The organism is Streptomyces sp. NPDC057963 (assembly GCF_042887155.1).
GTDB lineage: Bacteria > Actinomycetota > Actinomycetes > Streptomycetales > Streptomycetaceae > Streptomyces.
On the sequence record NZ_JBHVPX010000043.1, the window covers coordinates 1 to 20,448 of the forward strand.

The window sequence follows — 20,448 nt, forward strand, 5'->3', positions numbered from 1 at the left end:
CATCGCTGGCCTCGTCTCCGACCGCAACACCACCGGCTGACACAAACCCCCAGCTCAGGCCCTCACGCCTCCAATGCAATCACGCACCAGCTCGTAAGGACGAGGGCGAGGCGGTCGCGCCCGCTTCGACTCCGGGATTCCAGTTCGACGCAGATGCATGGACGCAGTGGAAGAGCGCGGTCACCCCTGCCCTGCGCCGGCACGTTGAGCTCCAGGCCGTCGTAGGTGTTCGGGACGTGCAGGCCGAGGTGGCCGACACGGCGATTACGGCGCTGGTCGCGCTCGCACGGATGCGCCCGGACGCGGCCGAATACTTCGCCGGTCAGATCGCGGAGAAGTCGAGCCGGTTCCTGCCGCAGCAGCCGGCCTTCGACGACGCGGTCCCGGCGGAGCTGCCGTGAACGGCGTCTGGCTCGTTCGGCTCTGTGGTTGCCTGCCGTCAGGGTGATGACACCCCGGGGCAGATCCCGGGCGGCGCGGTGAGACTCTCGGATTGTCGTACCCGACAGGTTCAATGGAACCGACGAGACGACCGACGGGAGCACCGTGCATGGAGCCAATCTTCTTCTCAAGTCCTGAGGAGTTCCGGGACTGGCTGGAGGAGCACCACGCGACTGCCTCCGAATGCCGGGTGGGCATGTGGAAGAAGGGAACGGGCAAGCCCACGCTGAGCTGGTCGGAGGCGGTCGACCAGGCCCTGTGCTACGGCTGGATCGACGGCCGGCAGAGCCCGATCGACGACTTCTCCTGGACGATCCGGTTCACCCCGCGCAGGCCGCGCAGCAACTGGAGCCTGGTCAACCTCCGCAAGATCGAGGAGCTGACTGCCCAGGGGCTCATGCGGCCGGCCGGCATCGCGGTGTTCGAAGCCCGTGACCGGGACCGCGAGGAGAAGCCGGTCTGGGAGTTCGAGGCGGCGCAGCTGGCTCGTTTCCAAGCCGAGCCGCGGGCGTGGGAGTGGTTCAGCGGGCAGGCGCCGTCCTACCGCAAGTCGGCCATCCACCATGTGATCAGTGCCAAGCGGGACGAGACTCGGGAGCGGCGGTTGGACCAGCTGATCTTCGACAGCCTGGAGGGGGTGCGGCTCAAGCCGTTCCGGCGGCCGGGAACCTGAGGGCCCGCTGGAACAGGCCGAGCGCGATCGCGTAGCCGTCCAGCGCGGGACCTGCCGCTCCAGGAACCCGTCGGGCTTGCCCTTTCGGTGCCCAAGCCCACGGCCGGCGATCGACACCGCCGCCCACGAGACGCCAGCCGCCACCACAGCCTGCACCGCCCGTCGCGGCCTTGACGGCCCTGTCCTCCCGAAGCTGACACCAGACGACATGTAGCTGAGAGTTACGACTGAGGGCCCGGGATGTTCCCGGGCCCTCAGTCGTGTTGGGCGGAGCGCTCAAGTCACGCGGCCTGTTTGACGGGCGGGAGTTCAGTGTCGAGCCAGGTGATGAAGGCGAGTGCGGAGCCGCCGAAGTGTTCGCGGACGCGGGCCTGGATCGCGCGGAGTTCGTGGCCGGGGACGAAGTCGTGGGTGGTGGTCTCGCCGCAGCCGCATGCGCAGTCGTGGGTGCGGAAGGGGCCTTCTTCGGGGAGGTCGCCGTAGGCGATGCTGTTGCGGGAGGCGTTGTCGAGCGGGTCGGGCTGGTTGATGTACGCGTCGTATATCGGGTGCCCGGGGCCGAGGAGGTCGGCCTCCAGGGCTTTCTTGCGGCCGCGGTCGGTGTCGTGCTCGGTGATGCCGGTGATCTCGGCGACGGCGCGGACGAGGTCCTGGCCGCGATCGGTGATGAGTACGAACCGCTCGCGGCTGATGACCTTCGAGTTGAGGAGCCAGACGCCGCGGCCGGCCTCCATGGCCTCGGCCTCGGTCATGCGGGGGAAGTAGCCGATCGCGCTGCGGCCGAGCGCGTCGTTGGTCACCCGCTCGTAGTCGCCGAGCCGGATCCGGATCGCCATGGTTACCCCTCCAACTTCCTTGACCGCCCTATGCTCTGACACAACTGAACTATTACAGGGCACCCACACAAAGTACAGACCCTTTCATAGGTCGACGGGAATCAAAGGTTGGGGGACGGTTCGGACACCCTCAAAAAACCATCGTTTCCTGAAGATCGGCCGCTCAAGATCAAAAACACCTCGGGGGCCTTCAAAAACTCCTTCAGAAACATGGGCTCCTCAAGAACCTCCGGACACCGTTTTCTGAGAGGATTGCGGGCATGAACGCGCCCCTGGAGCCGTCCGAACTCCTCGTCGCCTCACCCGCGGTCCTCACCGACATCCGGATCGGGTACGCCCGGGTGTCGACCGGCGGGCAGAAGCTCGACCGCCAGATCGACGCCCTCACCGCTTCAGGCTGCCGCAAGATCTTCGCCGACAAGAAGTCGGGCAAGGACGACCTGCGCCCGGAGCTGAAGGCGTGCCACGCCTTCCTCGACCCCGGCGACACCCTCGTGGTGCCCAGCCTCGACCGGTACGGCCGCTCGCTCCAGGACCTCGTCAACATGGTCGCCGAACTCCGCGAGCGCGGGATCGGCTTTCAGTCCCTCCATGAGGCGCTCGACACCACGACCCCGGGCGGGCGCCTGATCTTCCACGTCTTCGCGGCGCTGGCCGAGTTCATCCGCGAACTCATCGTGGCCGGCACCCACGAGGGCCTGGCCGCCGCCCGCGCCCGGGGCAAGGTCGGCGGGCGGCCGTCGGTCGTCAACGACGACCTCATCCGGGCGGCCCGGGACATGCTGCCCAACCCCGAGAACAGCGTCACCACCATCGCCAAGATCCTCGGCGTCTCGGTCGGCACGCTCTACAACCACATCCCGGACCTCAAGGAGTTGCGGACCTCCCGGGTCCCGCGCCAGCTGGAGGGCAGCAAGTGATCCCCGCCTTCCATCGGGCCAGGGCGGCGCGGCCCACCTCGGCGTCGCGCCCGGCTTGCCGGGCCCGTTCGGTACGAGGAAGAGCGGGTGTGTAGTTGCGGTACAGGAAGTACCGCTGAGATTGGTCACGGTCGGCTAGGCGGTGCGCCGCCTGACCGCGCTCCGGTGATCACCCGACAAAGGCGGTGCGGAGAATGTCGGGTGATCGGGCCGGTGTCGCCGCACGATGGGGGCATGGATGACACGACCTTGGTATCCCGTTTCCTCCGCGACGGCTTCGTGAAGTTGGAGGGCGCTGTCGCGCCGCGCGTGGCCGCGGACTGCGCGCGGCTGCTGTGGCGAGAGACGGGCTGCGGCCCGGACGACCCGTCGACGTGGACGCAGCCCGTGCACTGGGTGGGCGGCATGGCGCAGGGGCCGTTCGCCGCCGCACCCAACTCCCCGTCGCTGCATCGCGCGTACGACCTGCTCGTCGGCGCGGGACGCTGGGAGCCGCGCTACTCGCTGGGCACGTTCCCGCTGCGCTTCCCGCACGGGGAGGAGCCGGACGATGCGGGCTGGCACATCGAGGGGAGCTATCTGCCGGAGGGCGAGAGCTGGTACTCCACCAATTTGCGCTCCCGGGGCCGGGCGCTGCTGATGCTGTTCCTGTTCAGCGAGGTCGGTGAGGAGGACGCCCCGGCACGGATCCGGGTCGGCTCACACCTCGACGTGCCGAAGGTGCTGGAGAAGTACGGGGAGGACGGGGCGAGCGGGCTGACCCTCGCCCCCGATCTGGTGGCGGCGTCCGACCACCGGCCACTCGCCCTTGCCACCGGGTCCCCGGGCGACGTCTTCCTGTGCCATCCGTTCCTGGTGCACGCGGCGCAACCGCACCATGGGGTGCGGCCTCGCTTCATGGCCCAGCCGCCGCTGATGCCGGCCGCGCCGTACGAACTGGAGCGGGCCGACGGCGCGTACTCACCCGTGGAGATCGCGATCCGCTGGGGCCTGGGACAGGACACCCCCGGTCCGGACGGGGGCGGCACCGACCGCAGCGCCCGATAGACGTGCCTCACGGCCATCGCTGGCAAGGTGGCCGTGAGGGAAGAGAGAGGAGGCCGGGCATGCTGGAGCGGCTGAACCAGGCCATGGAGCACATCGAGTGCCATCTCGACCAGGCCGTCGACGTGGAGGAGTTGGCACGCATCGCGGCCACCTCTGAGTACCACCTGCGCCGGATGTTCTCCGCGCTCGCGGCCATGCCGCTGTCGGAGTACGTCCGGCGCCGCCGGCTCACCCTCGCGGGCGCCGAGGTGCTCGCGGGACGTGAGACGCTGCTGGAGATCGCGGTGCGCTATGGCTACGGCTCCGGCGAGGCGTTCGCGCGGGCGTTCCGTGCCATGCACGGCATCGGACCGGGCGAGGCCCGGCGTACCGGCGCAGCGCTCACCTCCCAGTCCCGGATGGCCTTCCGCCTCACCGTTGAGGGGAGCAGCAGTATGCGATACCGCGTCGTGGACAAGGCGGACTTCACCGTAGTCGGGCTCAAGACCCGGGTACCGCTGGTGCATGCCGGGCCGAACCAGGCGATCATGGACTTTGTCCGTGGGATCGACCCGGGGACCCTGGAGCGCCTGGAGAAGCTGTCGGACCAGGAGCCGCACGGCATCGTCGCGGTCTGCGACGGCATGGACCCCAGCCGCGCCGAGGGCACTGAACTCGACTACCACCACGGCGTCATCACCTCCCAGGCCGCGCCGGAGGGCACGACCACGTTGGCCGTCCCGGCCGGCACCTGGGCGGTCTTCACCACCTCCGGGCCGGCACCGCAGGCCATCCAGGAGCTGTGGCGGGACGTGTTCACCGAGTGGTTCCCGTCGAACCCGTATCGCACCCGCACCGGACCTGAGATCCTGCGCACCCGCCTGTCGCCGGAGAAGACCGAGGCCGACGCCGAACTGTGGCTCCCGGTGGAGCCTGAGCACGGCTGAACTGGGGTTCGGGACCAACCGAGCAGCCAGTATCGATGAGAACGATCATGGCCTTGGAAGCTGGAGCGGACCCTGCACCGCACCTTTGGTTTCACGGCCGTACGACCGGATGTTCTCAGTCGGTCCCCAAGGCCGTGAACAAAGCGGCAAGTCCCCAAGACCTACGCCCCGGCCCTGGTCTGCTACGACGACGACCACGGCGCCAGCGGCTGGAACCTGCGCCTGACCCGATAGGTCACGTATCCGTACGGTCCGGTGCCGGTTCTCCGGCACCGGCTTGGGCATCCGGCGCGGCGCGGGGGCCGGGCACGGTGGGCAGCGTGATGTCGAGGTGCGAGGCCATGTCCAGCTCGAACCTGCCGTACGGGTTCACATGGGTCCAGAACAGCGGGGACAGCGCCCGCCGGTCCGCGTCCGTAAGTCGCTTCTGCCACTTCTCCTCGGACAGGATGTCCTGGAGCAGAAGCGTGTTGACATGTACCAATGCCGACTGGAGGAGGTGCAGCGCGAGCATGGACACTTCCTGGCTCTCCTTGTCGGAGCCGGTCAGGTCGCCGTCCTTGCCGTAGAACAGGTCGTGGTTGGCGGAGTTCCAGTTCTCCACCACCTGCAAGCCGTGGTTTATCTCCCGGCGAAGGTCAGCGTCGGCGAGGTAGTCACAGATGAACGCCGTCTGCACAGCCCGCCCGAGTTCCTCAATGGCCTGGTAGGTGGGGTGCTTGGGGCCGCCGCGGGTGAAACGGCGCAGGACCTGCTCGGCCTCCGCCGTCCCGAGGCGGAGCGCGGTGGTGTACTTGACGATCTGGTCGTACTGCTGGCGGATCAGCTCCCAGTTGATCGTCTTGCTGGAGAGCACCGGCGCCAGGTGCGGCCACTTCGCGTCCTCCCCGGTCGCCGGCCGGTACAGCCGCGCGGAGCCGACGTTCTTCAGCCGGGGCAGCAGGTTGAAGCCGAGCATGTGGGCGAACCCGACGATGGACGCGCCGTGCGTGTCGGTGTACCGCCGGTCGATCTCCACGTCGGTGCAGTGCCGCAGCACGCCCTCGATCATCGCCGCGACCTCGGACGCGGAGCAGTTCTTGAGCTGGCTGTAGACGCACAGCGACTTCTTCTCGACATGCCAATAGATCATGACGCCGGGGCCGCGGTAGCGTTGGTGCCACTCGGTCATGAAGTTGGACGACCAGGAGCCGAACTTCTTGGAGTCGGAGGCGCACGCGGTCTCCTCGCCCCACCAGGCCGCATCACGGGCCGCGAAGGTGGCGTTGACCATGCGCACCAACGCGGCGCGCAGGTTGGTGCGGTTGACGAACAGGTGCCGCACCCGGCGCAGTACAGCCTCCGATTCACCGTGCTTACCGGTGACCTCGCCGCGTTCCTCGCCCGCGCCCGTGTCCTGTCTCAAATGGCCTGGTCTGCGGGTAGGGATTTGACCTGCGGCGACCAGATCGATTGAGCCGCCGAGGTACCGAAAATCTCAAGTGATGTGGTCCCGGAAGCTGGGATGCAATGTGTTGTCTCAGTTCATCTGGTCCGGCGACGGTGGAGGGCGAGCCTACGGCCTGCGGAAACGCGGCAAAAAAGGGCCCTTCCGGTAGTGACCGGCGGGGCCCTTCTCATAGCTGGACAGCACTCCGTTGACAGCACTCCGTTCCAGCACGGGCGAAGATCAGCCCGCACCGAAGCGTGGGCGTATCACTCGGTGTCGGTGGCTACCGGGACCTCATCCTCCCGAATGATGAGGTGCTCCTCGCCGTCGATCTTGATTTCAGTGCCTGCGTACTTGCCGGACGGAGTCTTGTCCTTGGCGGACGTCGTCACTTCGTTGTCCTCGGCCATGTTTCCTCCTCCCGGTCGACACGGTGTCGACCCGTACTGATCCTTTCATGACCAACCGTCACTGGGCTATTACCCTTCGACGGATCGAAGGGGCCCTTTCGGCGCCAACTGGTCGACACGGTCAGTGACCTGATGTGCTGCCAGGACTCGGATAAGTTCCAGGTGACATCGGTCCAGCACGCACTTGAGGGCGGCTGGTCGACTTGTGAGACGTCGCCCCTGGGCCGGACCAGGGCGACGGAAGCGCGGTCGCGGGGATCAGCTGGTGTCCGATCCCGGTACGCGTACCGGGATCGGTCGTTGGGCCGGGCATGGAGCTGGCCGGTCGTGTCGAGGCGCTGAGACGATCAAGTCCGATGTCTTCAGTGATCGGAAACATCGACGCCAGGTGCACGTTCGCGTACCGCGGCCAGCGCGTCTCGGAACCGAAGCCCAGCAGCGCCTGCGCGACCGCGAGCGTGACCAGCTCCGCATCGGTCAACTGCGGTGGCCTGCCCGTCCATCGGTCTGTCTCCAGTTCGTCGTCGATCTTCACGTACAGCGCGGTCAGCAGGGTGTCCAGGTTGTTCGTCACACAACGATCTTGGACACCCTCTTTTCACCCCGGGACTGCAGGCAGCGCGATGGCTGCTCAGCCGAGGTCAGAGGCCCGGCCTGGGAAGAAGTCGGCGCTTTGGACGTACTCCATCGCTTTGGTGAACTCCGGGTCGCCGAGGCGACGTTCCATCTCCTGCGGGCTCAGGTCCTCCACGCGAGTCTGGATCCAGTACAGGTTGCTCAGCGGGTCACGCACCCGCCCGACCCGGTCGCCGAAGAACAGGTGGGTGACCTCGGTGACCGAGGTGCCGCCGGCCGCGACAGCCTGCCGGTGCACGGCGTCAGCGTTCTCGACGTAGAGGCGGAGGAAACCGGGGGTCGGTGGCCACTCCGGCCGCGCGTCGAACATCATCACCACCGAGTCACCGATCCGCACCTCTGCATGTTCGATGCTTCCGTCCTTGCCGGCCAGGCATGCGAGCTCCTCCGCTTCGAACGCCCTCTTCATGAAGTCGATGAGCTGCACTGTGTCGCGAGAGATGATCCACGGCGTCACGGTGTTGTAGCCCTGGGGAACCGGCTTGACGGACATCTGACTGCCTCCTGGAGTGCGAGTGCCTCGACGTTGGCGATGACGCTAGTTCCGCTCTAGGCCAATTCCTGTCCTAGAAGGCGCTCGATGGATGACGACGGCCGTCACCACCAGAGTCGCCGCGACGAGTGCACCGCTCACAAACAGGATCTCGCCAGACGTGCCAGCCAGACATAGGACTTGATCGCCTAGGGGTGAGCGCTTTCCGTATGAGCTCACCGCGTGGGAAAGGTGAGCCGCAGAACGGTCTCGCCGTCGTCGATCTCCCCGGTGGGCTCGAACCCGAACTTCTGATAGAAGGGCCACGGTTCGCCGTCGCCGGGCTCGTAGCTGGTCAGCAGCTCGGTGGCGCCGTCCGCGCGAACCAGGGCGGTGATCTGCGTGAGCGCCTCTCGGCCGATCCCTCGCCCCTGGTACCGCTTGTCGACGAGAAGGCGCCAGATGAAGTGCCGCCCTTTGTAAGGACCAGCCGACGGTTTCCACGACAGCATCACGAAGCCGACTGGCTCGTCGTCGCGGTACAGGGCGCGGTACCAGGGGTTGGCCTCTGGTTTCTTTGTCGCCTCCTTGAGCGACTTGGACACGGAGGCGACGAACTGCTTCTGGTCACGTCGGACGCGGAGGGCACGAACGGCATCCCGGTTGTCGTCGGTGATCTCCCGAAGCTGCACGCCTGGGGACCGCATGCCACACTCCTTCCTGTATTCGGCAGCTGCGCCATCCGGGCCGACGTGAAGAGCCGCCGCCGCGCGGCAGTCCGTTGTGTGTACGCAATATCAAGGACGTCAGGTTGGACGTCTTCGCAGCGTATTCGACGCAGCGGATCTGGAGCGGGACTGGCACGCCGGGCTGTGCCCACGTCCGAGGCAGCTGCTTTGACCTGGGCAGACGCTCCAAGATCCTGTCCACGAATAGTCCACAGGCCCCGTCCTAGGGCCGCTCAGCGCTGCACATGCCTGCGCATACGCGAAGACCCTGCTCGCGCTGGCCATCGTCATACCGCTGTTGGCGCTCGCCGCAGAACTGCCCAACCGCAGGCTTCGGCGGGTGGCACGGACCGCACGCCGGATCACGGCCGGTGACCTGGCCGCCAGGACCGGGGCCAGCTGCGGCAGCGACGAGATCGCCGAGATCTCCGCCACCGTCGATTCGATGGCCGACAGCCTGCTCGGGCGGCTCCTGGCCGAGCAGCACTTCACCGCCGACGTCGCCCACGAACTGCGCACCCCGCTGATGGGTCTGGTCACCGCCAGCGGGCTGCTCCCCGAGGGGGAGGCCACGGATCTGGTCAGGGACCGGGTGGGGGTGCTGCGGACCCTGGTGGAGAACCTGCTGGAGATCTCCCGGCTCGACGCGGGCGCCGAACAGGCGGACACCCAGCCGGTACCGCTCGGCGAGCTGGTGACGGAATCCGTACGGCGCACCGGGCTGCAGACACGGCTCACCACGTCCGGCGCCCTGACCACCCAGACCGACCCGCGTCGGCTCGACAGGATCGTCACCAACCTGGTCGTCAACGCCCACCGGCACGGTCGCGCACCCGTCGAGGTCGACGTGGCGGGGACCTGCGTTACCGTACGGGACCACGGCCCGGGCTTCCCCCGCCAGCTGCTCGCCGACGGACCCCAACGGTTCCGCACCGGCGCGTCCGAACGCGGCCGGGGCCACGGCCTCGGACTGACCATCGCGCTCGGCCAGGCCCGGCTCATCGGGGCGTCGCTGTCCTTCGCCAAGGCGCCCGACGGCGGGGCCGTCGCCACGCTCCGCCTCCCGCCTGCCGACTGACACGTCCGACGGCTTTGGACAGACGTCCCTGGCACCGCGACTGCCGAAACCTCATCCGCCCTGGCGAGAGGGGGTCCGTCTGGCACTGTCGTCAGGTTCGCGGCGAGGGCCTCGGCGAGTGTGTCGATGGCGTAGGCGGCGTCCTCGACCGCGCCCGTGCTCCAGGTCCCCGGCGTCACCGTGTCGGCCAGCTCGCATGCTGCATCGGCCACTGCCCCCGCCGTTCGCCAGATGCCACCGAGTAACCACGCCAGTGATCGATGAAAATCACACCGCCGTCACAGGCGCAAGGCGGCTGCTACGGGCAGGTGGTCGCTTCCGGTGCGCGGCAGCGTTCGGGCCGAGACCGGGGTGAAGCCCTTGACGAGGATCTGGTCGATCCGCGCCACCGGGAACGCAGCGGGCCAGCTGAACCCGAAACCGTCGCCCGCCGCTTCCTGAGCCGATTGCAGCTGTGCGGTCAGCGGGCGCAGCGCCGTGTCGTCGGTCGTGCCGTTGAAGTCACCCACCATCACGACCCGGGGCAGCGACTCGGCCCGTACGGCGTCGGCGAGCTTCGTGGCCGCTTCGTTGCGCCGGTCCGTGCCGAAGCCCGTGGTCAGGTGCACTCGTACCGACGCAAGGTGGGCGGTGCACACGGCGAGTGGTCCCTTCGGGGTGTCGACGGTGGCGCGCAGCGCACGGGTCCACGGCATGATCGCGACCGGGGACACGTTGTGCAGCGGGTACTTGCTCCATAGTCCGGCCGATTCCCGCACCGCGTGGTACGGGTAGGCGCTGGCCAGCGCACGCTCGTACACCGGTGCCGTGTGCGACGTCAGTTCCTCCAGGGAGACCAGGTCGGCGCCCGAGGCGGCGAGGCTGCGGGCGGTGCCGCCCGGGTCGGGGTTCTGGTTGTGGACGTTATGGCTGACCACGGTCAGATTGCCGCCACCGGAGCGCTTGTCCGCGAGGGTGGCGCCGAACAGCGAGCACCAGATGACGGCCGAAAGCAGTACGGCGACGGTGGCGGTCGCGGACCGCCGTAGCACGGCCAGGACCAGCAGTATGGGCGCGCTCACCCCGAGCCAGGGCAGGAAGGTCCCCAGCAGGCTTCCGAAGTTGCCCAATCCGTTCGGCACCCAGGCGTGCCCTGGCATGACGGCCGCGGACAGTACGGCGGGCACGGCGATCCGCCGCCCGCGCTGCCAGGGGCCTTTACCGCTCCGGCGCCCGGCCTCGGTCCGGTTCCTCTCCAGCACCGAGGTCGTGCCGCCGCCCCTTCGCTGGTGCCAAGGGCGGTGGGACGGCCGTTCTGCACGGCGTCGATCAGCACTCTTGCTCAGGGCGGCTATGGGGCCTTCCGTGGGCGTGGTGTTGGCGCGCTGGCCCATTACCACACCGAGCACGAGGTACTGCTTCGTCGCCGTCTTCACCTCGGCGGCCCACATGAGGTTGCCGCCGGCCGGAGTGCTCGATCCGGTCTTGAGGCCGATCACTGCAGGCTTCTCCAACAGTCGGTTGGTGTTTGTGACGGTGCCGGGCACGCCGAGGGTGGTTGTGCTGCGCATGGCAACCACCGCGCGCAGGACCGGCTCCTGCATGGCCTGGCGGGCGAGCTTGAGCTGGTCATCTGCAGTGCTCTTGGTGGTGGCCTCGAAACCGCTGGCCCCGGTGTAGGCCGTACGGGTCATGCCGAGATCCGCGGCGGTGCGGTTCATCTTCGCGACGAAAGCCTCCTGGCTTCCCGCGTCCCAACGAGCCAGCATCCGGGCGACGTTGTTGCCGGACTGGAGCAGGAGCAGTTCCAGGAGCTGGCGCTGGGTAAGACGCTGGCCTTCGCGGAGCGGAGTGGTGGACTCGCTGAGCGAACCGGACTCCTGTGCGGCGGTGGCATCCGCCGTGACCTGCGGTCCGTCCTGCTTCTCCTTGAGTGGGTGGTCCTTGAGGATCACGTAGGCGGTATCACCTTCGTGACGCTCGCGATCGGTACCTGCCCCTGGCCGCCCTTGCTGCCCAGGCAGCGCGACGCGGCGGTGGCCGTGCTGTTTGCGATGGCCGCCCGGCCTGGAGGACACGCTCACCGTCCTGTCCGCAGACGCACGGCGGGACGACCCGCCGCGCACCGTGCCCGCGTCGTGCTCCCGGCCGTGCAGACCGCCGGGCTCATCGCGGAATTGCTGTCGGTGGCCAGCGAGGACGAGATCGGCACTGCAGAGGTGAAGCGGCTGCGCGAGGTGCAAGAACGGCTGGGGAAGACCGCGAGCCTGCTCGGCGACTTCATCCCATGTACAAGAAGGCCGCGGCCGCGCATCACGTCCGCCCACCGCTGGGGCCGGAAGGCCTCGCCCCGTGACGCCTGGTCATCCCCGCCGTCGGACTGCATGGGTCGAAATGATCAATGTCCAGGACCGGAAATTGGGGAACTGTTGCTGAAGACAAAGGAGCTGGCGCCCGTGATCGCAGGCACCGCTGCGGCGGGCCTGATCCTTGTGGGCGGCGGCACCGCCTCGGCCGCCGGGGCGGCAGACAGCCTCACAGCCATGCAGGCGGCTGCCGGGTGCGTCATCGACCCGGCCAAGGCCCACGAGAACGTCAAGATCCGCAAGTCGCCCACGGTGAATTCCACGGCCTCGGCCTGCTACCCAAGGGTGCGAAGGCGAGGTACGTGACGTGCGGCGTGAAACTGGCCGCCGCCTACTCGCTCTGCGGCTGGAAGGACGACAACCGGTGGTCCTACATCACCTACCGAGGTGTCAAGGGCTACGTGCCGCTCGCCTGCGTCGTCTGATCAATCACGGGAAACCGCAGCTCCTCGCTCGTGAAAGGCCACCACCGGCGGGCAGCGCCCTGGTCCTCGACACCAAGCGAATCTCCCAGCGGTGGGCGCGCACCCTGCCGACGGTCACGTACCGCCGCGACATCGCCGACATCCACGACGCCCTGGTCGGCCTCCGGGCCGAACTGAAGCGCCGTATCGACCACGTCGACCAGCACGGCGAGACCGGTGATCTGACGGGCCTTACGGTGGTGTTCGAGGGCGCCGGCCACACCCCTGCGGCAGCTGGCCCGCCACTGGGACAAGGTCCGCCAGGAAGGCGACCCGAAGACGTCCCCGGCCGTCGACGCGTACTCGGCCTACGCGCTGGGAAGGCCGCGGAGCATGACGGCGTAGAGCGGGGAGTCGGGGAAGGGCTGGCGTTCGCCGATCTTGCGGTAGCCCCACGTTTCGTAGAGGGCCTGGACGCGGGGGTGTGTGGTGTCGACGAGGAGGGTAGTCAGCTGCTCGGGCCGGGGGGCGAGGAGGGTGTCGTGGAGTTGCTGGGCGAGGCCGGTGCCACGCCACTTCGGGCGGACCATCAGCTCGGACAGGGCGAACGTGTCGTTCGAGGTGGGGGTGGGGGAGAGGTGTCCGCGCCAGGTTTCGCGGCCGAGGGCGGCGGTGGCGCCGTAAGCGAAGCCCGCAGGCTGGCCGGCGTCGAAGGCGATGACGCAGTCGAAGGAGGGCCTGGCGCCCCAGTGGTCGACGAACCAGACAAACTTCTCCGTCTGGTGGAAGGGATCGTCCATCTCGGTGGCGTAGGCGTCGGCGTGGACGTCGAGGAGTATCTGCCGGATCGCGGGCAGATCCGTGTGGCCGTAGCGGCTGATGGCGGTCATGTGCGGCTCCAGTCGGTGCGGTAGCGGTTGCTCCACTCCCGGGTGACAGGTGCGTCCGGGGCTGTGGTGATCAGGTCGCGGTAGAAGTCGCCGAGCAGGGTCCGCAGCCGTCCGGGCAGGGCGGCGCCGCCCAGGAGCGGGAAGATGCCAGCGGTGGTGGCGGCTGCCTGGTCGAGGTCGCCCTGGTGGAGCTGGGCGAGCGCGAGCCGGGCGGTGGCGAACGCCCTGTTGCGGGCGAACACATCGGGCAGGGCCGTGAGCGCGTGGTGGGAGGCGGCCTCGGCGGCGGGGGAGTTGCCGAGGCGGTCGTGGACGATCGAGGTGACGGCGTGGAGCTCGGCCCGGCCGTAGAACGCGATCCAGCTTGGCCGCAGGCGGGCCGGGGCGGCCTTGGCGAGCGCCTTCTCGGCGTGTTCGAGGGAGCGCAGGGCGGGCCGGTGGTCGCCGAGGTGGGCGTGGGCGATGGCGATCCGCGCGTGCGCGAGGCTGGCGAACAGCGGGTCGCGGTGGGCGACGGCCGTGGCCCGGGCGGCCTGGCCGGCCGCGAGGGCCTCGGCGTGAGCGCCGCGCTGGTGGGCCAGGATCGCCACCGAGTTCCACACGCGCATCGTCGCGACCGGATCCTGCGCCAGCCCGGCCAGATGCAGGGCCCGCTCGTGCAGAGGCTGGGCGCGGGCGCTCTCGCGGGCGTCCACGCACGACCAGGCCGCGGTCGCGGTGTAGTCGGCCGCGAGGGAGAAAAGCCGCTGCCGGGTGCGCTGGGTGGCCGGCTTCTCCTGGAGAGCAACGGCTTCCCTCGCGCCGACGAGCGCGGCCCGCTCCAGGGTGTCGTGGCCGCCCCGGGAGTCGTCCAGCACCATGAGAGTGTCGAGCTGCTGCCGCAGCCGCAGCACGTCACCGCTGCCGGCCCCTGCCGCCGACGGGCCGAGAACCGCGGCGCCCGCCGAGCCGGTCGCCGGCGCGAGGAAGGAACGGCGGTGCACGGGATCCTCCACGGGCGCGGGCTTCTTGCGACGGTCGGGCGGAGCGAACCCTAAAGCCGCCACCATCAGTCCGCTGACCTGCTCCAGCGCGATCCGGTACTTCTCCTGAGGCCAGGACGTCGCACCGGAACGCCACTTGTGCACCGTGATCTCCGACAGCCCCCGCCCCGGCCCGGTCCTCCGCGTCAGCCGCCGTACGACGGCGTCCAACTCCTTCGCGAGCGCCGGCGCCGACCACCCCTCGCGCTCCATCCAGGCGACGAACGCCTCGTTCCGTGCACGTGCCATCCCCTCACGGTAGAGCCCAGTCCCGCCCCGCCGAGAGTCAACGGACAGTCAAGTCGCTAGGGGAGCGGTGGGCAGAATCCGCGACTTCGCTATGCACCCCACCCCGGCCCGCGCGGTTGGATGGAAGCAAGACGCCGACAGCCCGCCCTTGGGGGAGACAGACCCGTGCCCGACACCCACCGCACCCAGCTTCTCCTCACCGAAACACGAGACACGGAGCAGCGCCTCCGCACTGTCTACGACCCGACCGGCACCCTCGACACACACCTCCCGCTCGACCGCGGCTACGCCCGCTTTCCCGCCGTCCAGGCCCCGGACGCCGGCACCGGTGATTACGACCAGGACGACGACGCGGCGGGCGCACGATGAGCGACACGCACGTCGTGCTCCACGACCCCCACGGCCTGATCGAGGCCGAACTCCCCCTGGACCGCGCCCCGCACGAAGCGCTCGTCACCGCCGTCCTCGCATGGACCAACCCGAGCCTCGAACCCCGCGACTACGAGCAAATCGCCCTCCAGCTCACCGGACACGCCCGCGCAGTCGCCTCCGACGTCCGGCGCCACGCAGCCGCACTGCCCAAGAACGACGGCTGCGGTGCCCTCGCCGAAGTCGTCCTCCGCGAAGCCGACCGACGCCTGACCGCACCACTCAAAGGCACCGCCCAGTGCGTCCAGAACCGCGCCCGCCTCGTACGGGCCCTCTACACCCGGCCGGACCGCCTCACAGAGCCCCTTCCCGCTGCCCACCCCTGACATGGCAGCGCACGTTAACCAATGGCGGGCCGTGGCCACTCCAAGACCCCGACGGCCTTCCGAACCGCGCGGTGGCAGAGCGAACAACCTCTTCGGGGCGCCCTCCGGACACCCGTGGCCTCACGCTGGTGCCGACTGATGCGGGCCAGCTCTTCCCCGTACGCGTCCGCGTCGTACGGCTCGCTGCTCCTGCTCGTCCTTCCCGGCGGTTGCGTCATGCAGCCCATTCCAGCCCGAGGGCGGCTGCCGTCACCTGAAGAGATCGAAGCCGCTCGCACAGCCAGGGCGCGTGGACGCGCGCTCAGCTCGCCGAATGGGGCGTCGCGTGGCCTCCCGTCAAAATGCCTGTTTCTGAGTTGTTCATGACATGGCGACCCGTGGTGTTTCGGTGTTTGCCCAGCTCAGAATTCAAACGGAGGGGTTTGGCGAGGTCGGCTGGTCCGTGTCCGGACGGGTCGTAGATTTCTGCGACACAGGTGTGCCGCCCTCTCTGGAGCCACGCTGGTACATATCGTGACAGGGCACTGATCGACACAGCGTCGCTGACAGGTGGCATCGTGAACACACATGGGATCGACTACGAGGCTGTCTTCCAGGCGCTGCCGAGCGCAGTGGCCCTGTTCACCGCAGACCTGGTGTACGTCGACGTCAATGAGGCGTTCCTGAGCGGCATGGGGCGTACCCGTGACCAGGTGGTGGGCCGCTACCTGTCTGACGCCTTTCCCGACGACCCCAAGGACCCCGCGGTGACCGGCATGCGCAAGCTGCAGGCATCGCTGCGGTGGGTGGCTGCCACCGGGCAGCGCGATGCCATGACGCTTCACCGCTATGACGTGGAGTACCCGGACCGGCCCGGGGTGTGGGAGGAGCGGTATTGGAGTCCGGTCAACGTCCCCGTCTTCGGCCCGGACGGGCGGGTGGCGCTGCTGCTGCACCGGGAGGAGGACATCACCGAGCTCATCCGTAGCCGAGGTGGCAAAGACCGGGCGACAGTGCTGGAAGCCGAGCTGTACACCCGGGCCCGGGAGCTGCAGGAGGTCAACGAGCGGCTGCGTGAGGCGCACGCCCGCGAACGCGAGGTCGCCCTGAGCCTGCAGGAGGCGATGCTGCCCGCCCCTGTGCCTTTGAGGCATCACCGCGCAGCGGTGCGCTACCGCCCCGCGGCCGGGGTGCTGAACGTGTGCGGGGACTGGTACGAACTCGTCGAGCTCCCTGACGGCCGTATCGCGGTGGCCGTCGGCGACGTCGTCGGCCAGGGGCTGGCCGCCGCCGGCGTCATGGGCCAGCTGCGCAGCGCTCTCACCGCGGCTTCCCTTGTCACCGACGGCCCGGCCCAGGCCCTGGACACTCTCGGTCTGTACGCCCGATCGGTCGACGGCGCGGAGTCGGCCACCGCGGTTCTGTGCGTCGTCGACGGCACCAACCGCACCATCGCCTACAGCAACGCCGGCCATCCTCCACCGGCCCTGCTGTACCCCGACGGCACCGTGGACTTCCTCGACCAGGCCACCGACCCCCCGCTCGGCGCCCGCCCCGAACACAGCCCCCGCCGCCCCCAGGCCGAGGCCGTGTTCACCGAGGGGGCCACCCTTGTGCTGTATACCGACGGGCTGATCGAACGCCGCCATGAGGACATCGATGTCGGCCTGACCAGGCTTGCCGCCTCTCTCGCCCGCCACCAGGCCACCGACCCCGACACGCTCGCCGACATACTCCTGGCCGACCTGACCCCACCTGCCGGCGGCTCCGACGACACCGCCCTGGTCGTCCTTCGCCTGTGACGGAGGCGGCCGCCACGGCGCTCACTGTCAGGTCGTCGCCGGTTCTTCGCCGCGGCCTCCCGGCGGATCGCCGCGCAGGCTATCCGCCGGGAGGCCGCCTGGTCAGTGGAGTCGGGGCATCCTCAACAAGGAAGAGCTGATCGGCCTGATCGCCCTGCGGCGACGATCCCCCTCCATGGGCACCATCAGCTACATCCTCCGCGAGGACACCTGGGGCAACGGCTACACCACCCATGCCGCCCAACAGGTCGTCGTCCTTGCCTTCACCTCCGCCGGGTTGAACCGGCTGGAGGCCATGCACCACCCCGACAACCCGGCCTCCGGTCGCGTCCTGACCAAGGCCGGGTTCACCCGCGCCGACACATCCGACCGGCACACCGAGGACGGAACCGCCGTGCCGTACCCGGTGTACGCGTTGTCGGCGCCGCCAACAAGTGGCCGCACAACCGGCCCCGTAGCCCTGCCGAACTGACCGGCGGTGGTCCTGGGCGCTCACCCGGTGCCGGTGTAGTCCAGGAAGTCGGTGACGACGGGGATTCCGCGGCGGCGTACGAGTTTCTTGCGGAGGTCCTCGAGTGTGTGGGTGCCGCATGCGGAGGTGACGCCTCCCATCCGGTCGACGGCGTCGTGCGCGGTGGCCACGGCGGCGTCGACGTCGCCCAGGCTGAGGTGGGCTTCGGCGAGCCGGGCCAGGTAGATGGAGTGGCCGCGGGGGAAAGCAGCCGCCTGGTACGCCTCCTGGCTGGTGTGGGCGTCGGAGGCTTCCAGGAAGTGGGCGAGGGCCCGTTTGGGGTTGCCGAGATTGAGGGCGGAGCTGCCGAGGAGCTGGTGGGTCTCGCCGAGGTTGTACCAGTAGACGCAAGGGAGGTCGTCCTCGATGGGACCGGCGTTCTCGTAGGCGTCCAGGGCGGCGTTGGCGGACCGGTCGGCGGCCCGGGTGTCGCCGGCGTGCGCGTGGGCCCGGCAGGCGCGGGTGTGGAGCATGGACGTCAGGCGGGCTGAGCCGGTCCTCGGTGCCTGGCGGTACGCCATCTGCCCATACCCATGCGCTGGTGCTGGTCGGCAACACGGAGCAGGTACGCCTTCGCCTTCGTTCCACGTACGGCCAGCAGGTAAGCCAGCGGGTGGCGTTCGGCTGCGTCAATGGTCACGGACCACCCCTTTCGCGGGCGCGGGCACCACCAGTCTTCCGGCTCCCGGCGGGCGGGGGAAGGCCACCGGCGGTGAACGGCAACGGGCGGCAACGACCCGCAACGGGCGGCAACGCCTGCTCTCTGTCGGGCAGTTCGCGCCTGCGGTGTTCTTGCACAGCTGCCCGCCAGGGCCGCGTCCCACGATGTGTCAGGAGGACCCGATGGTGACCACACTCCCCGCAGCCGCCACGCCGGAGCAGGCTGGCCCCGGGCGGGCGGAGGTGCTCGACCAGGTCGCCCGGCTGGCCGACCTGGAGGAGTCCGCTGTCGAGCAGATGCGGGCGGAGGCGCTGGGGGCGCCCACGCGCGGTGTCGTCGCGTACGGCGACTACCAGTCCGGCGGCTGGTGGACCACGTCGCTGCTGAACCACTCCGGTGACCCGCACGACGTTGTGATCGGCGACGGCCGTCCCCGGCCCACCTCCCTGCTGGAGGAGATGCCGGCCACCGCACGGTTCCTCGACTTGCTGGGGCTCGACTTCATGTACGTACGCCTCGCCCGCCTGGAGCCGCACTCCTACCTCTGGGAACACCGCGACTACGCCGAGCTGCGCGAGAGGGGCCGCCACCGCCTGCACATCCCGCTCGTCACCAACCCCTCCGCCGTCCTGATCACCGCCGGGGCCCGGGTCCACCTGGCGGCCGGATCCCTGTGGCGACTGACGCCCTCCCGCGCCCACGGGGTGTGCAACACCACGGGCCCCGACCGGCTCCACCTGATCGCCGATGTCTACGCGGACGACGCCTACCAGGCCCTGGCCGCCCGTCCGCACCTGCACGACACAGACGCGGCCGACCTGCCTCAGATGACGGCGGCAGACCGGGCCGGGCTGCTGGCCCGTGCCGGACAGCTCGTGGATCTCGGCTTCCCCGACGCGGCCGAACAGACCCTGCTGCGCGCCTTCTACACCTACGCCCTGCCCGAGGGCGGCGCGTACGACCTGATCGCCGGACTCCACGCCGGCCGCCGCGCGCACCCCGATGCGAACCGGTGGCGGGCGGCAAAGGCGTACCTGCTCGTCCGTCCCTGAACCCGCCCCGATCCCTTCACCCGAGAGGACACCGCATGCCCACCCCGGTACTTCCGCCCACCGAGCTGCCCCCCTGGAAGAGCTGGCGCAGGCCCACCGGCCGGTACAGCTCGCCGTCCTGGGCGACCTTGTCCACGCCTTGTCGGCCACCACCGCCGTCACGCACCTCCTGGTTCGCGGGTCGCTTGCCTCCGGCACCGCAGACCGGCACTCCGACGTCGACCTGGTCGTCGCCGTCCGCGACGAGACGCTGCCCGCCCTCATGGGCTGCCTGGACGCGCTGATGTCCACCACCTTCGGCACCCTGCTGCCCGGCTGGCGCGACACCATCGTCGGCAACCTGGGCGGCGCCGGGTTCGTCTACCTGCTGCCGCACGACGGCCACCTGCTACAGCTCGATCTGTACCTGTGTCCGGCCAGCGCGGTCGGGGCGCTGCGCCGCAGGATCGGCCCCCGGCTGCTGTGGCAGGGCCCCGGCTCCGAAGACACGGCCGACGCGGACACCCAGGCGCGGACGGCGCAGGAACTGGCTCGCGCGGCACAAGCGCCGACGGACTGCGGCCATCTGCTGGTTCAGGCGATGGTGCTGCACGCGATGCTCCGCAAGCGCCTGGCGAGGGGCCAGCAGTACATCGCCTACGGCCTCCTGCACGACCTGAACGCCACCTGCCGGGACGTGATCCGCACCGCGCTGGTGCCGCACTCCCGCCATCACGGCTGGTACCACCTCCCCGACGAAGTGGGACGCACCGCCACCGGCCGGGAGTGCCTGGCGGAACTGACGGAGGCACTGACCAGCCCGCCGGCGCCCAACGTGGCGCAGGCGGATGAGGCGCTGGAGCGCATCGTGCGCCTCGCGCAGCGGATCGCTCCGCATGCCGTACACCACCCGGACCCTGACGGTGTGTCGGGTGTGGTGGGGTCGGGTTCCGGCTCGGTGCTCAGGCGGCGGCAGGCAGGGCGGTCGCGCCGGTGACCTGGTCCCAGATGGCGAAGCGGGTGGTCATCTCGGTGCGGTAGTGGGCGGCGGTCATCAGGTGGCGGCGTGGTCGGAAGTGGGGTGAGATGCCGCTGAACGCGGCCAGGAACTGCTGGGCCCCGAGCGCCCTGCCCCTTGAACTGAGCCGCACGCGAGGACCTCGCCCCCGGGGCGGGGTCCTTCGGCATGCCCGGGCCTGGGCG

25 protein-coding genes and 3 pseudogenes are annotated in these 20,448 nt (G+C 69.4%); 14 read left to right on the top strand and 14 right to left on the bottom strand.

Features of this window, described 5'->3' with window-relative positions; genetic code table 11:
* Nucleotides 1-236: 236 nt before the first annotated feature.
* Together ACFVT1_RS39410 and ACFVT1_RS39415 are read left to right on the top strand one after the other, a co-directional pair.
* Entirely contained in the window at nt 237-401 is a 165-nt protein-coding gene (locus ACFVT1_RS39410; RefSeq protein ID WP_389805207.1) for a hypothetical protein, read from the top strand.
* Nucleotides 402-550: 149 nt separating this feature from the next.
* Nucleotides 551-1,114: a YdeI family protein gene (locus ACFVT1_RS39415; RefSeq protein WP_389805210.1), complete on the top strand. Its 564-nt coding sequence runs from the start codon at nt 551-553 to the stop codon at nt 1,112-1,114.
* Between the two features lie 281 nt (nt 1,115-1,395).
* Here ACFVT1_RS39415 and ACFVT1_RS39420 read toward each other — a convergent pair whose 3' ends face one another.
* Complete coding sequence (locus ACFVT1_RS39420) at nt 1,396-1,950, bottom strand: hypothetical protein (RefSeq protein WP_389805212.1); 555 nt, start codon at nt 1,948-1,950, stop codon at nt 1,396-1,398.
* 260 nt (nt 1,951-2,210) lie between these two features.
* Between ACFVT1_RS39420 and ACFVT1_RS39425 the strand changes: the two genes are divergently transcribed.
* The 3 genes from ACFVT1_RS39425 to ACFVT1_RS39435 all read left to right on the top strand — a co-directional run bounded on the left by ACFVT1_RS39425 (nt 2,211) and on the right by ACFVT1_RS39435 (nt 4,843).
* Nucleotides 2,211-2,870: a recombinase family protein gene (locus tag ACFVT1_RS39425; protein ID WP_389805214.1), complete on the top strand. Its 660-nt coding sequence runs from the start codon at nt 2,211-2,213 to the stop codon at nt 2,868-2,870.
* Between the two features lie 234 nt (nt 2,871-3,104).
* Nucleotides 3,105-3,917: a phytanoyl-CoA dioxygenase family protein gene (locus tag ACFVT1_RS39430; RefSeq protein ID WP_389805216.1), complete on the top strand. Its 813-nt coding sequence runs from the start codon at nt 3,105-3,107 to the stop codon at nt 3,915-3,917.
* A gap of 59 nt (nt 3,918-3,976) precedes the next feature.
* Nucleotides 3,977-4,843, top strand: coding sequence for a GyrI-like domain-containing protein (locus tag ACFVT1_RS39435; protein ID WP_389805218.1), 867 nt, complete (start codon nt 3,977-3,979; stop codon nt 4,841-4,843).
* 235 nt (nt 4,844-5,078) lie between these two features.
* Here ACFVT1_RS39435 and ACFVT1_RS39440 read toward each other — a convergent pair whose 3' ends face one another.
* The 5 genes from ACFVT1_RS39440 to ACFVT1_RS39460 form a co-directional block, all read right to left on the bottom strand.
* The gene (locus ACFVT1_RS39440) at nt 5,079-6,248 is read right to left on the bottom strand and encodes a transposase (RefSeq protein ID WP_389805221.1); all 1,170 of its coding nucleotides are present in this window, start codon (nt 6,246-6,248) and stop codon (nt 5,079-5,081) included.
* Between the two features lie 290 nt (nt 6,249-6,538).
* Nucleotides 6,539-6,682 (bottom strand): hypothetical protein, encoded by a 144-nt coding sequence (locus ACFVT1_RS39445; protein WP_385551506.1) that lies wholly within the window; start codon nt 6,680-6,682, stop codon nt 6,539-6,541.
* Nucleotides 6,683-6,803: 121 nt separating this feature from the next.
* Nucleotides 6,804-7,256, bottom strand: a complete 453-nt coding sequence (locus tag ACFVT1_RS39450) for a hypothetical protein (protein ID WP_389805224.1) — start codon at nt 7,254-7,256, stop codon at nt 6,804-6,806.
* Nucleotides 7,257-7,313: 57 nt separating this feature from the next.
* On the bottom strand, nt 7,314-7,811 hold the full coding sequence (locus ACFVT1_RS39455; protein WP_389805226.1) for a VOC family protein: 498 nt from the start codon (nt 7,809-7,811) through the stop codon (nt 7,314-7,316).
* Nucleotides 7,812-8,026: 215 nt separating this feature from the next.
* Nucleotides 8,027-8,497 carry a GNAT family N-acetyltransferase gene (locus ACFVT1_RS39460; protein ID WP_389805228.1) on the bottom strand — a complete coding sequence of 157 codons (471 nt, stop codon included), beginning with the start codon at nt 8,495-8,497 and terminating at the stop codon, nt 8,027-8,029.
* 286 nt (nt 8,498-8,783) lie between these two features.
* On the opposite strand from ACFVT1_RS39460, the pseudogene ACFVT1_RS39465 reads away from it, so the two are divergent.
* A pseudogene (locus tag ACFVT1_RS39465) lies at nt 8,784-9,596 on the top strand (ATP-binding protein); the annotation flags it as partial.
* A 278-nt stretch (nt 9,597-9,874) separates the two neighbouring features.
* On the opposite strand, the gene ACFVT1_RS39470 reads toward ACFVT1_RS39465, so the two are convergent.
* Both ACFVT1_RS39470 and ACFVT1_RS39475 read right to left on the bottom strand, forming a co-directional pair.
* Nucleotides 9,875-10,969 carry an endonuclease/exonuclease/phosphatase family protein gene (locus ACFVT1_RS39470; RefSeq protein ID WP_389805285.1) on the bottom strand — a complete coding sequence of 365 codons (1,095 nt, stop codon included), beginning with the start codon at nt 10,967-10,969 and terminating at the stop codon, nt 9,875-9,877.
* A gap of 3 nt (nt 10,970-10,972) precedes the next feature.
* A pseudogene (locus ACFVT1_RS39475) lies at nt 10,973-11,659 on the bottom strand (D-alanyl-D-alanine carboxypeptidase family protein); the annotation flags it as partial.
* Here ACFVT1_RS39475 and ACFVT1_RS39480 point away from each other — a divergent pair.
* Nucleotides 11,549-12,247 (top strand): hypothetical protein, encoded by a 699-nt coding sequence (locus tag ACFVT1_RS39480; RefSeq protein ID WP_389805294.1) that lies wholly within the window; start codon nt 11,549-11,551, stop codon nt 12,245-12,247. The pseudogene ACFVT1_RS39475 and the gene ACFVT1_RS39480 sit on opposite strands and share 111 nt — an antisense overlap.
* Nucleotides 12,244-12,366, top strand: coding sequence for a hypothetical protein (locus ACFVT1_RS39485; RefSeq protein WP_389805231.1), 123 nt, complete (start codon nt 12,244-12,246; stop codon nt 12,364-12,366). The genes ACFVT1_RS39480 and ACFVT1_RS39485 overlap by 4 nt, the downstream gene beginning before the upstream one ends.
* On the opposite strand, the gene ACFVT1_RS39490 is transcribed toward ACFVT1_RS39485, so the two are convergent.
* From ACFVT1_RS39490 to ACFVT1_RS39500, 3 genes are all read right to left on the bottom strand, one after another.
* Nucleotides 12,339-12,626 carry a hypothetical protein gene (locus tag ACFVT1_RS39490; protein WP_389805234.1) on the bottom strand — a complete coding sequence of 96 codons (288 nt, stop codon included), beginning with the start codon at nt 12,624-12,626 and terminating at the stop codon, nt 12,339-12,341. The genes ACFVT1_RS39485 and ACFVT1_RS39490 overlap by 28 nt on opposite strands.
* Before the next feature lie 87 nt (nt 12,627-12,713).
* On the bottom strand, nt 12,714-13,235 hold the full coding sequence (locus ACFVT1_RS39495) for a GNAT family N-acetyltransferase (protein WP_389805237.1): 522 nt from the start codon (nt 13,233-13,235) through the stop codon (nt 12,714-12,716).
* Nucleotides 13,232-14,506: an XRE family transcriptional regulator gene (locus tag ACFVT1_RS39500; protein ID WP_389805240.1), complete on the bottom strand. Its 1,275-nt coding sequence runs from the start codon at nt 14,504-14,506 to the stop codon at nt 13,232-13,234. Before ACFVT1_RS39500 ends, ACFVT1_RS39495 begins: the two co-directional genes overlap by 4 nt.
* A 165-nt stretch (nt 14,507-14,671) precedes the next feature.
* On the opposite strand from ACFVT1_RS39500, the gene ACFVT1_RS39505 reads away from it, so the two are divergent.
* The 4 genes from ACFVT1_RS39505 (at nt 14,672) to ACFVT1_RS39520 (ending at nt 17,514) form a co-directional block, all read left to right on the top strand.
* Nucleotides 14,672-14,875 (top strand): hypothetical protein, encoded by a 204-nt coding sequence (locus ACFVT1_RS39505; protein ID WP_389805243.1) that lies wholly within the window; start codon nt 14,672-14,674, stop codon nt 14,873-14,875.
* Nucleotides 14,872-15,261, top strand: coding sequence for a DUF6415 family natural product biosynthesis protein (locus ACFVT1_RS39510; RefSeq protein ID WP_389805246.1), 390 nt, complete (start codon nt 14,872-14,874; stop codon nt 15,259-15,261). The genes ACFVT1_RS39505 and ACFVT1_RS39510 overlap by 4 nt, the downstream gene beginning before the upstream one ends.
* A gap of 554 nt (nt 15,262-15,815) precedes the next feature.
* The gene (locus tag ACFVT1_RS39515) at nt 15,816-17,042 is read left to right on the top strand and encodes a PP2C family protein-serine/threonine phosphatase (RefSeq protein WP_389805287.1); all 1,227 of its coding nucleotides are present in this window, start codon (nt 15,816-15,818) and stop codon (nt 17,040-17,042) included.
* Entirely contained in the window at nt 16,996-17,514 is a 519-nt protein-coding gene (locus tag ACFVT1_RS39520) for a GNAT family N-acetyltransferase (RefSeq protein ID WP_389805291.1), read from the top strand. Before ACFVT1_RS39515 ends, ACFVT1_RS39520 begins: the two co-directional genes overlap by 47 nt.
* A 20-nt stretch (nt 17,515-17,534) precedes the next feature.
* Here the strand turns inward: ACFVT1_RS39520 and ACFVT1_RS39525 are convergent, their stop codons facing one another.
* Both ACFVT1_RS39525 and ACFVT1_RS39530 read right to left on the bottom strand, forming a co-directional pair.
* Nucleotides 17,535-18,026: a hypothetical protein gene (locus ACFVT1_RS39525; RefSeq protein WP_389805248.1), complete on the bottom strand. Its 492-nt coding sequence runs from the start codon at nt 18,024-18,026 to the stop codon at nt 17,535-17,537.
* A gap of 5 nt (nt 18,027-18,031) precedes the next feature.
* On the bottom strand, nt 18,032-18,193 hold the full coding sequence (locus tag ACFVT1_RS39530; protein ID WP_389805251.1) for a hypothetical protein: 162 nt from the start codon (nt 18,191-18,193) through the stop codon (nt 18,032-18,034).
* 203 nt (nt 18,194-18,396) lie between these two features.
* Here ACFVT1_RS39530 and ACFVT1_RS39535 point away from each other — a divergent pair, with 203 nt between their 5' ends.
* Together ACFVT1_RS39535 and ACFVT1_RS39540 are read left to right on the top strand one after the other, a co-directional pair.
* Nucleotides 18,397-19,266: an aspartyl/asparaginyl beta-hydroxylase domain-containing protein gene (locus ACFVT1_RS39535; RefSeq protein WP_389805253.1), complete on the top strand. Its 870-nt coding sequence runs from the start codon at nt 18,397-18,399 to the stop codon at nt 19,264-19,266.
* 139 nt (nt 19,267-19,405) lie between these two features.
* A complete protein-coding gene (locus tag ACFVT1_RS39540; protein ID WP_389805255.1) occupies nt 19,406-20,242 on the top strand; it encodes a hypothetical protein in 837 nt (278 codons plus the stop codon).
* Here the strand turns inward: ACFVT1_RS39540 and ACFVT1_RS39545 are convergent.
* Nucleotides 20,208-20,366: pseudogene (locus tag ACFVT1_RS39545) on the bottom strand (IS6 family transposase); the annotation flags it as partial. The gene ACFVT1_RS39540 and the pseudogene ACFVT1_RS39545 overlap by 35 nt on opposite strands.
* Between the last annotated feature and the right edge of the window lie 82 nt (nt 20,367-20,448).

What these genes read in the sequence shown, in the direction of transcription:
- ACFVT1_RS39415 (WP_389805210.1), top strand. Translation starts at nt 551, where the DNA reads ATGGAGCCAATCTTCTTCTCAAGTCCTGAGGAGTTCCGGGACTGGCTG.
- ACFVT1_RS39420 (WP_389805212.1), bottom strand. Translation starts at nt 1,950, where the DNA reads ATGGCGATCCGGATCCGGCTCGGCGACTACGAGCGGGTGACCAACGAC.
- ACFVT1_RS39425 (WP_389805214.1), top strand. Translation starts at nt 2,211, where the DNA reads ATGAACGCGCCCCTGGAGCCGTCCGAACTCCTCGTCGCCTCACCCGCG.
- ACFVT1_RS39430 (WP_389805216.1), top strand. Translation starts at nt 3,105, where the DNA reads ATGGATGACACGACCTTGGTATCCCGTTTCCTCCGCGACGGCTTCGTG.
- ACFVT1_RS39435 (WP_389805218.1), top strand. Translation starts at nt 3,977, where the DNA reads ATGCTGGAGCGGCTGAACCAGGCCATGGAGCACATCGAGTGCCATCTC.
- ACFVT1_RS39445 (WP_385551506.1), bottom strand. Translation starts at nt 6,682, where the DNA reads ATGGCCGAGGACAACGAAGTGACGACGTCCGCCAAGGACAAGACTCCG.
- ACFVT1_RS39455 (WP_389805226.1), bottom strand. Translation starts at nt 7,811, where the DNA reads ATGTCCGTCAAGCCGGTTCCCCAGGGCTACAACACCGTGACGCCGTGG.
- ACFVT1_RS39460 (WP_389805228.1), bottom strand. Translation starts at nt 8,497, where the DNA reads ATGCGGTCCCCAGGCGTGCAGCTTCGGGAGATCACCGACGACAACCGG.
- ACFVT1_RS39470 (WP_389805285.1), bottom strand. Translation starts at nt 10,969, where the DNA reads ATGGGCCAGCGCGCCAACACCACGCCCACGGAAGGCCCCATAGCCGCC.
- ACFVT1_RS39495 (WP_389805237.1), bottom strand. Translation starts at nt 13,235, where the DNA reads ATGACCGCCATCAGCCGCTACGGCCACACGGATCTGCCCGCGATCCGG.
- ACFVT1_RS39500 (WP_389805240.1), bottom strand. Translation starts at nt 14,506, where the DNA reads ATGGCACGTGCACGGAACGAGGCGTTCGTCGCCTGGATGGAGCGCGAG.
- ACFVT1_RS39510 (WP_389805246.1), top strand. Translation starts at nt 14,872, where the DNA reads ATGAGCGACACGCACGTCGTGCTCCACGACCCCCACGGCCTGATCGAG.
- ACFVT1_RS39525 (WP_389805248.1), bottom strand. Translation starts at nt 18,026, where the DNA reads ATGCTCCACACCCGCGCCTGCCGGGCCCACGCGCACGCCGGCGACACC.
- ACFVT1_RS39535 (WP_389805253.1), top strand. Translation starts at nt 18,397, where the DNA reads ATGGTGACCACACTCCCCGCAGCCGCCACGCCGGAGCAGGCTGGCCCC.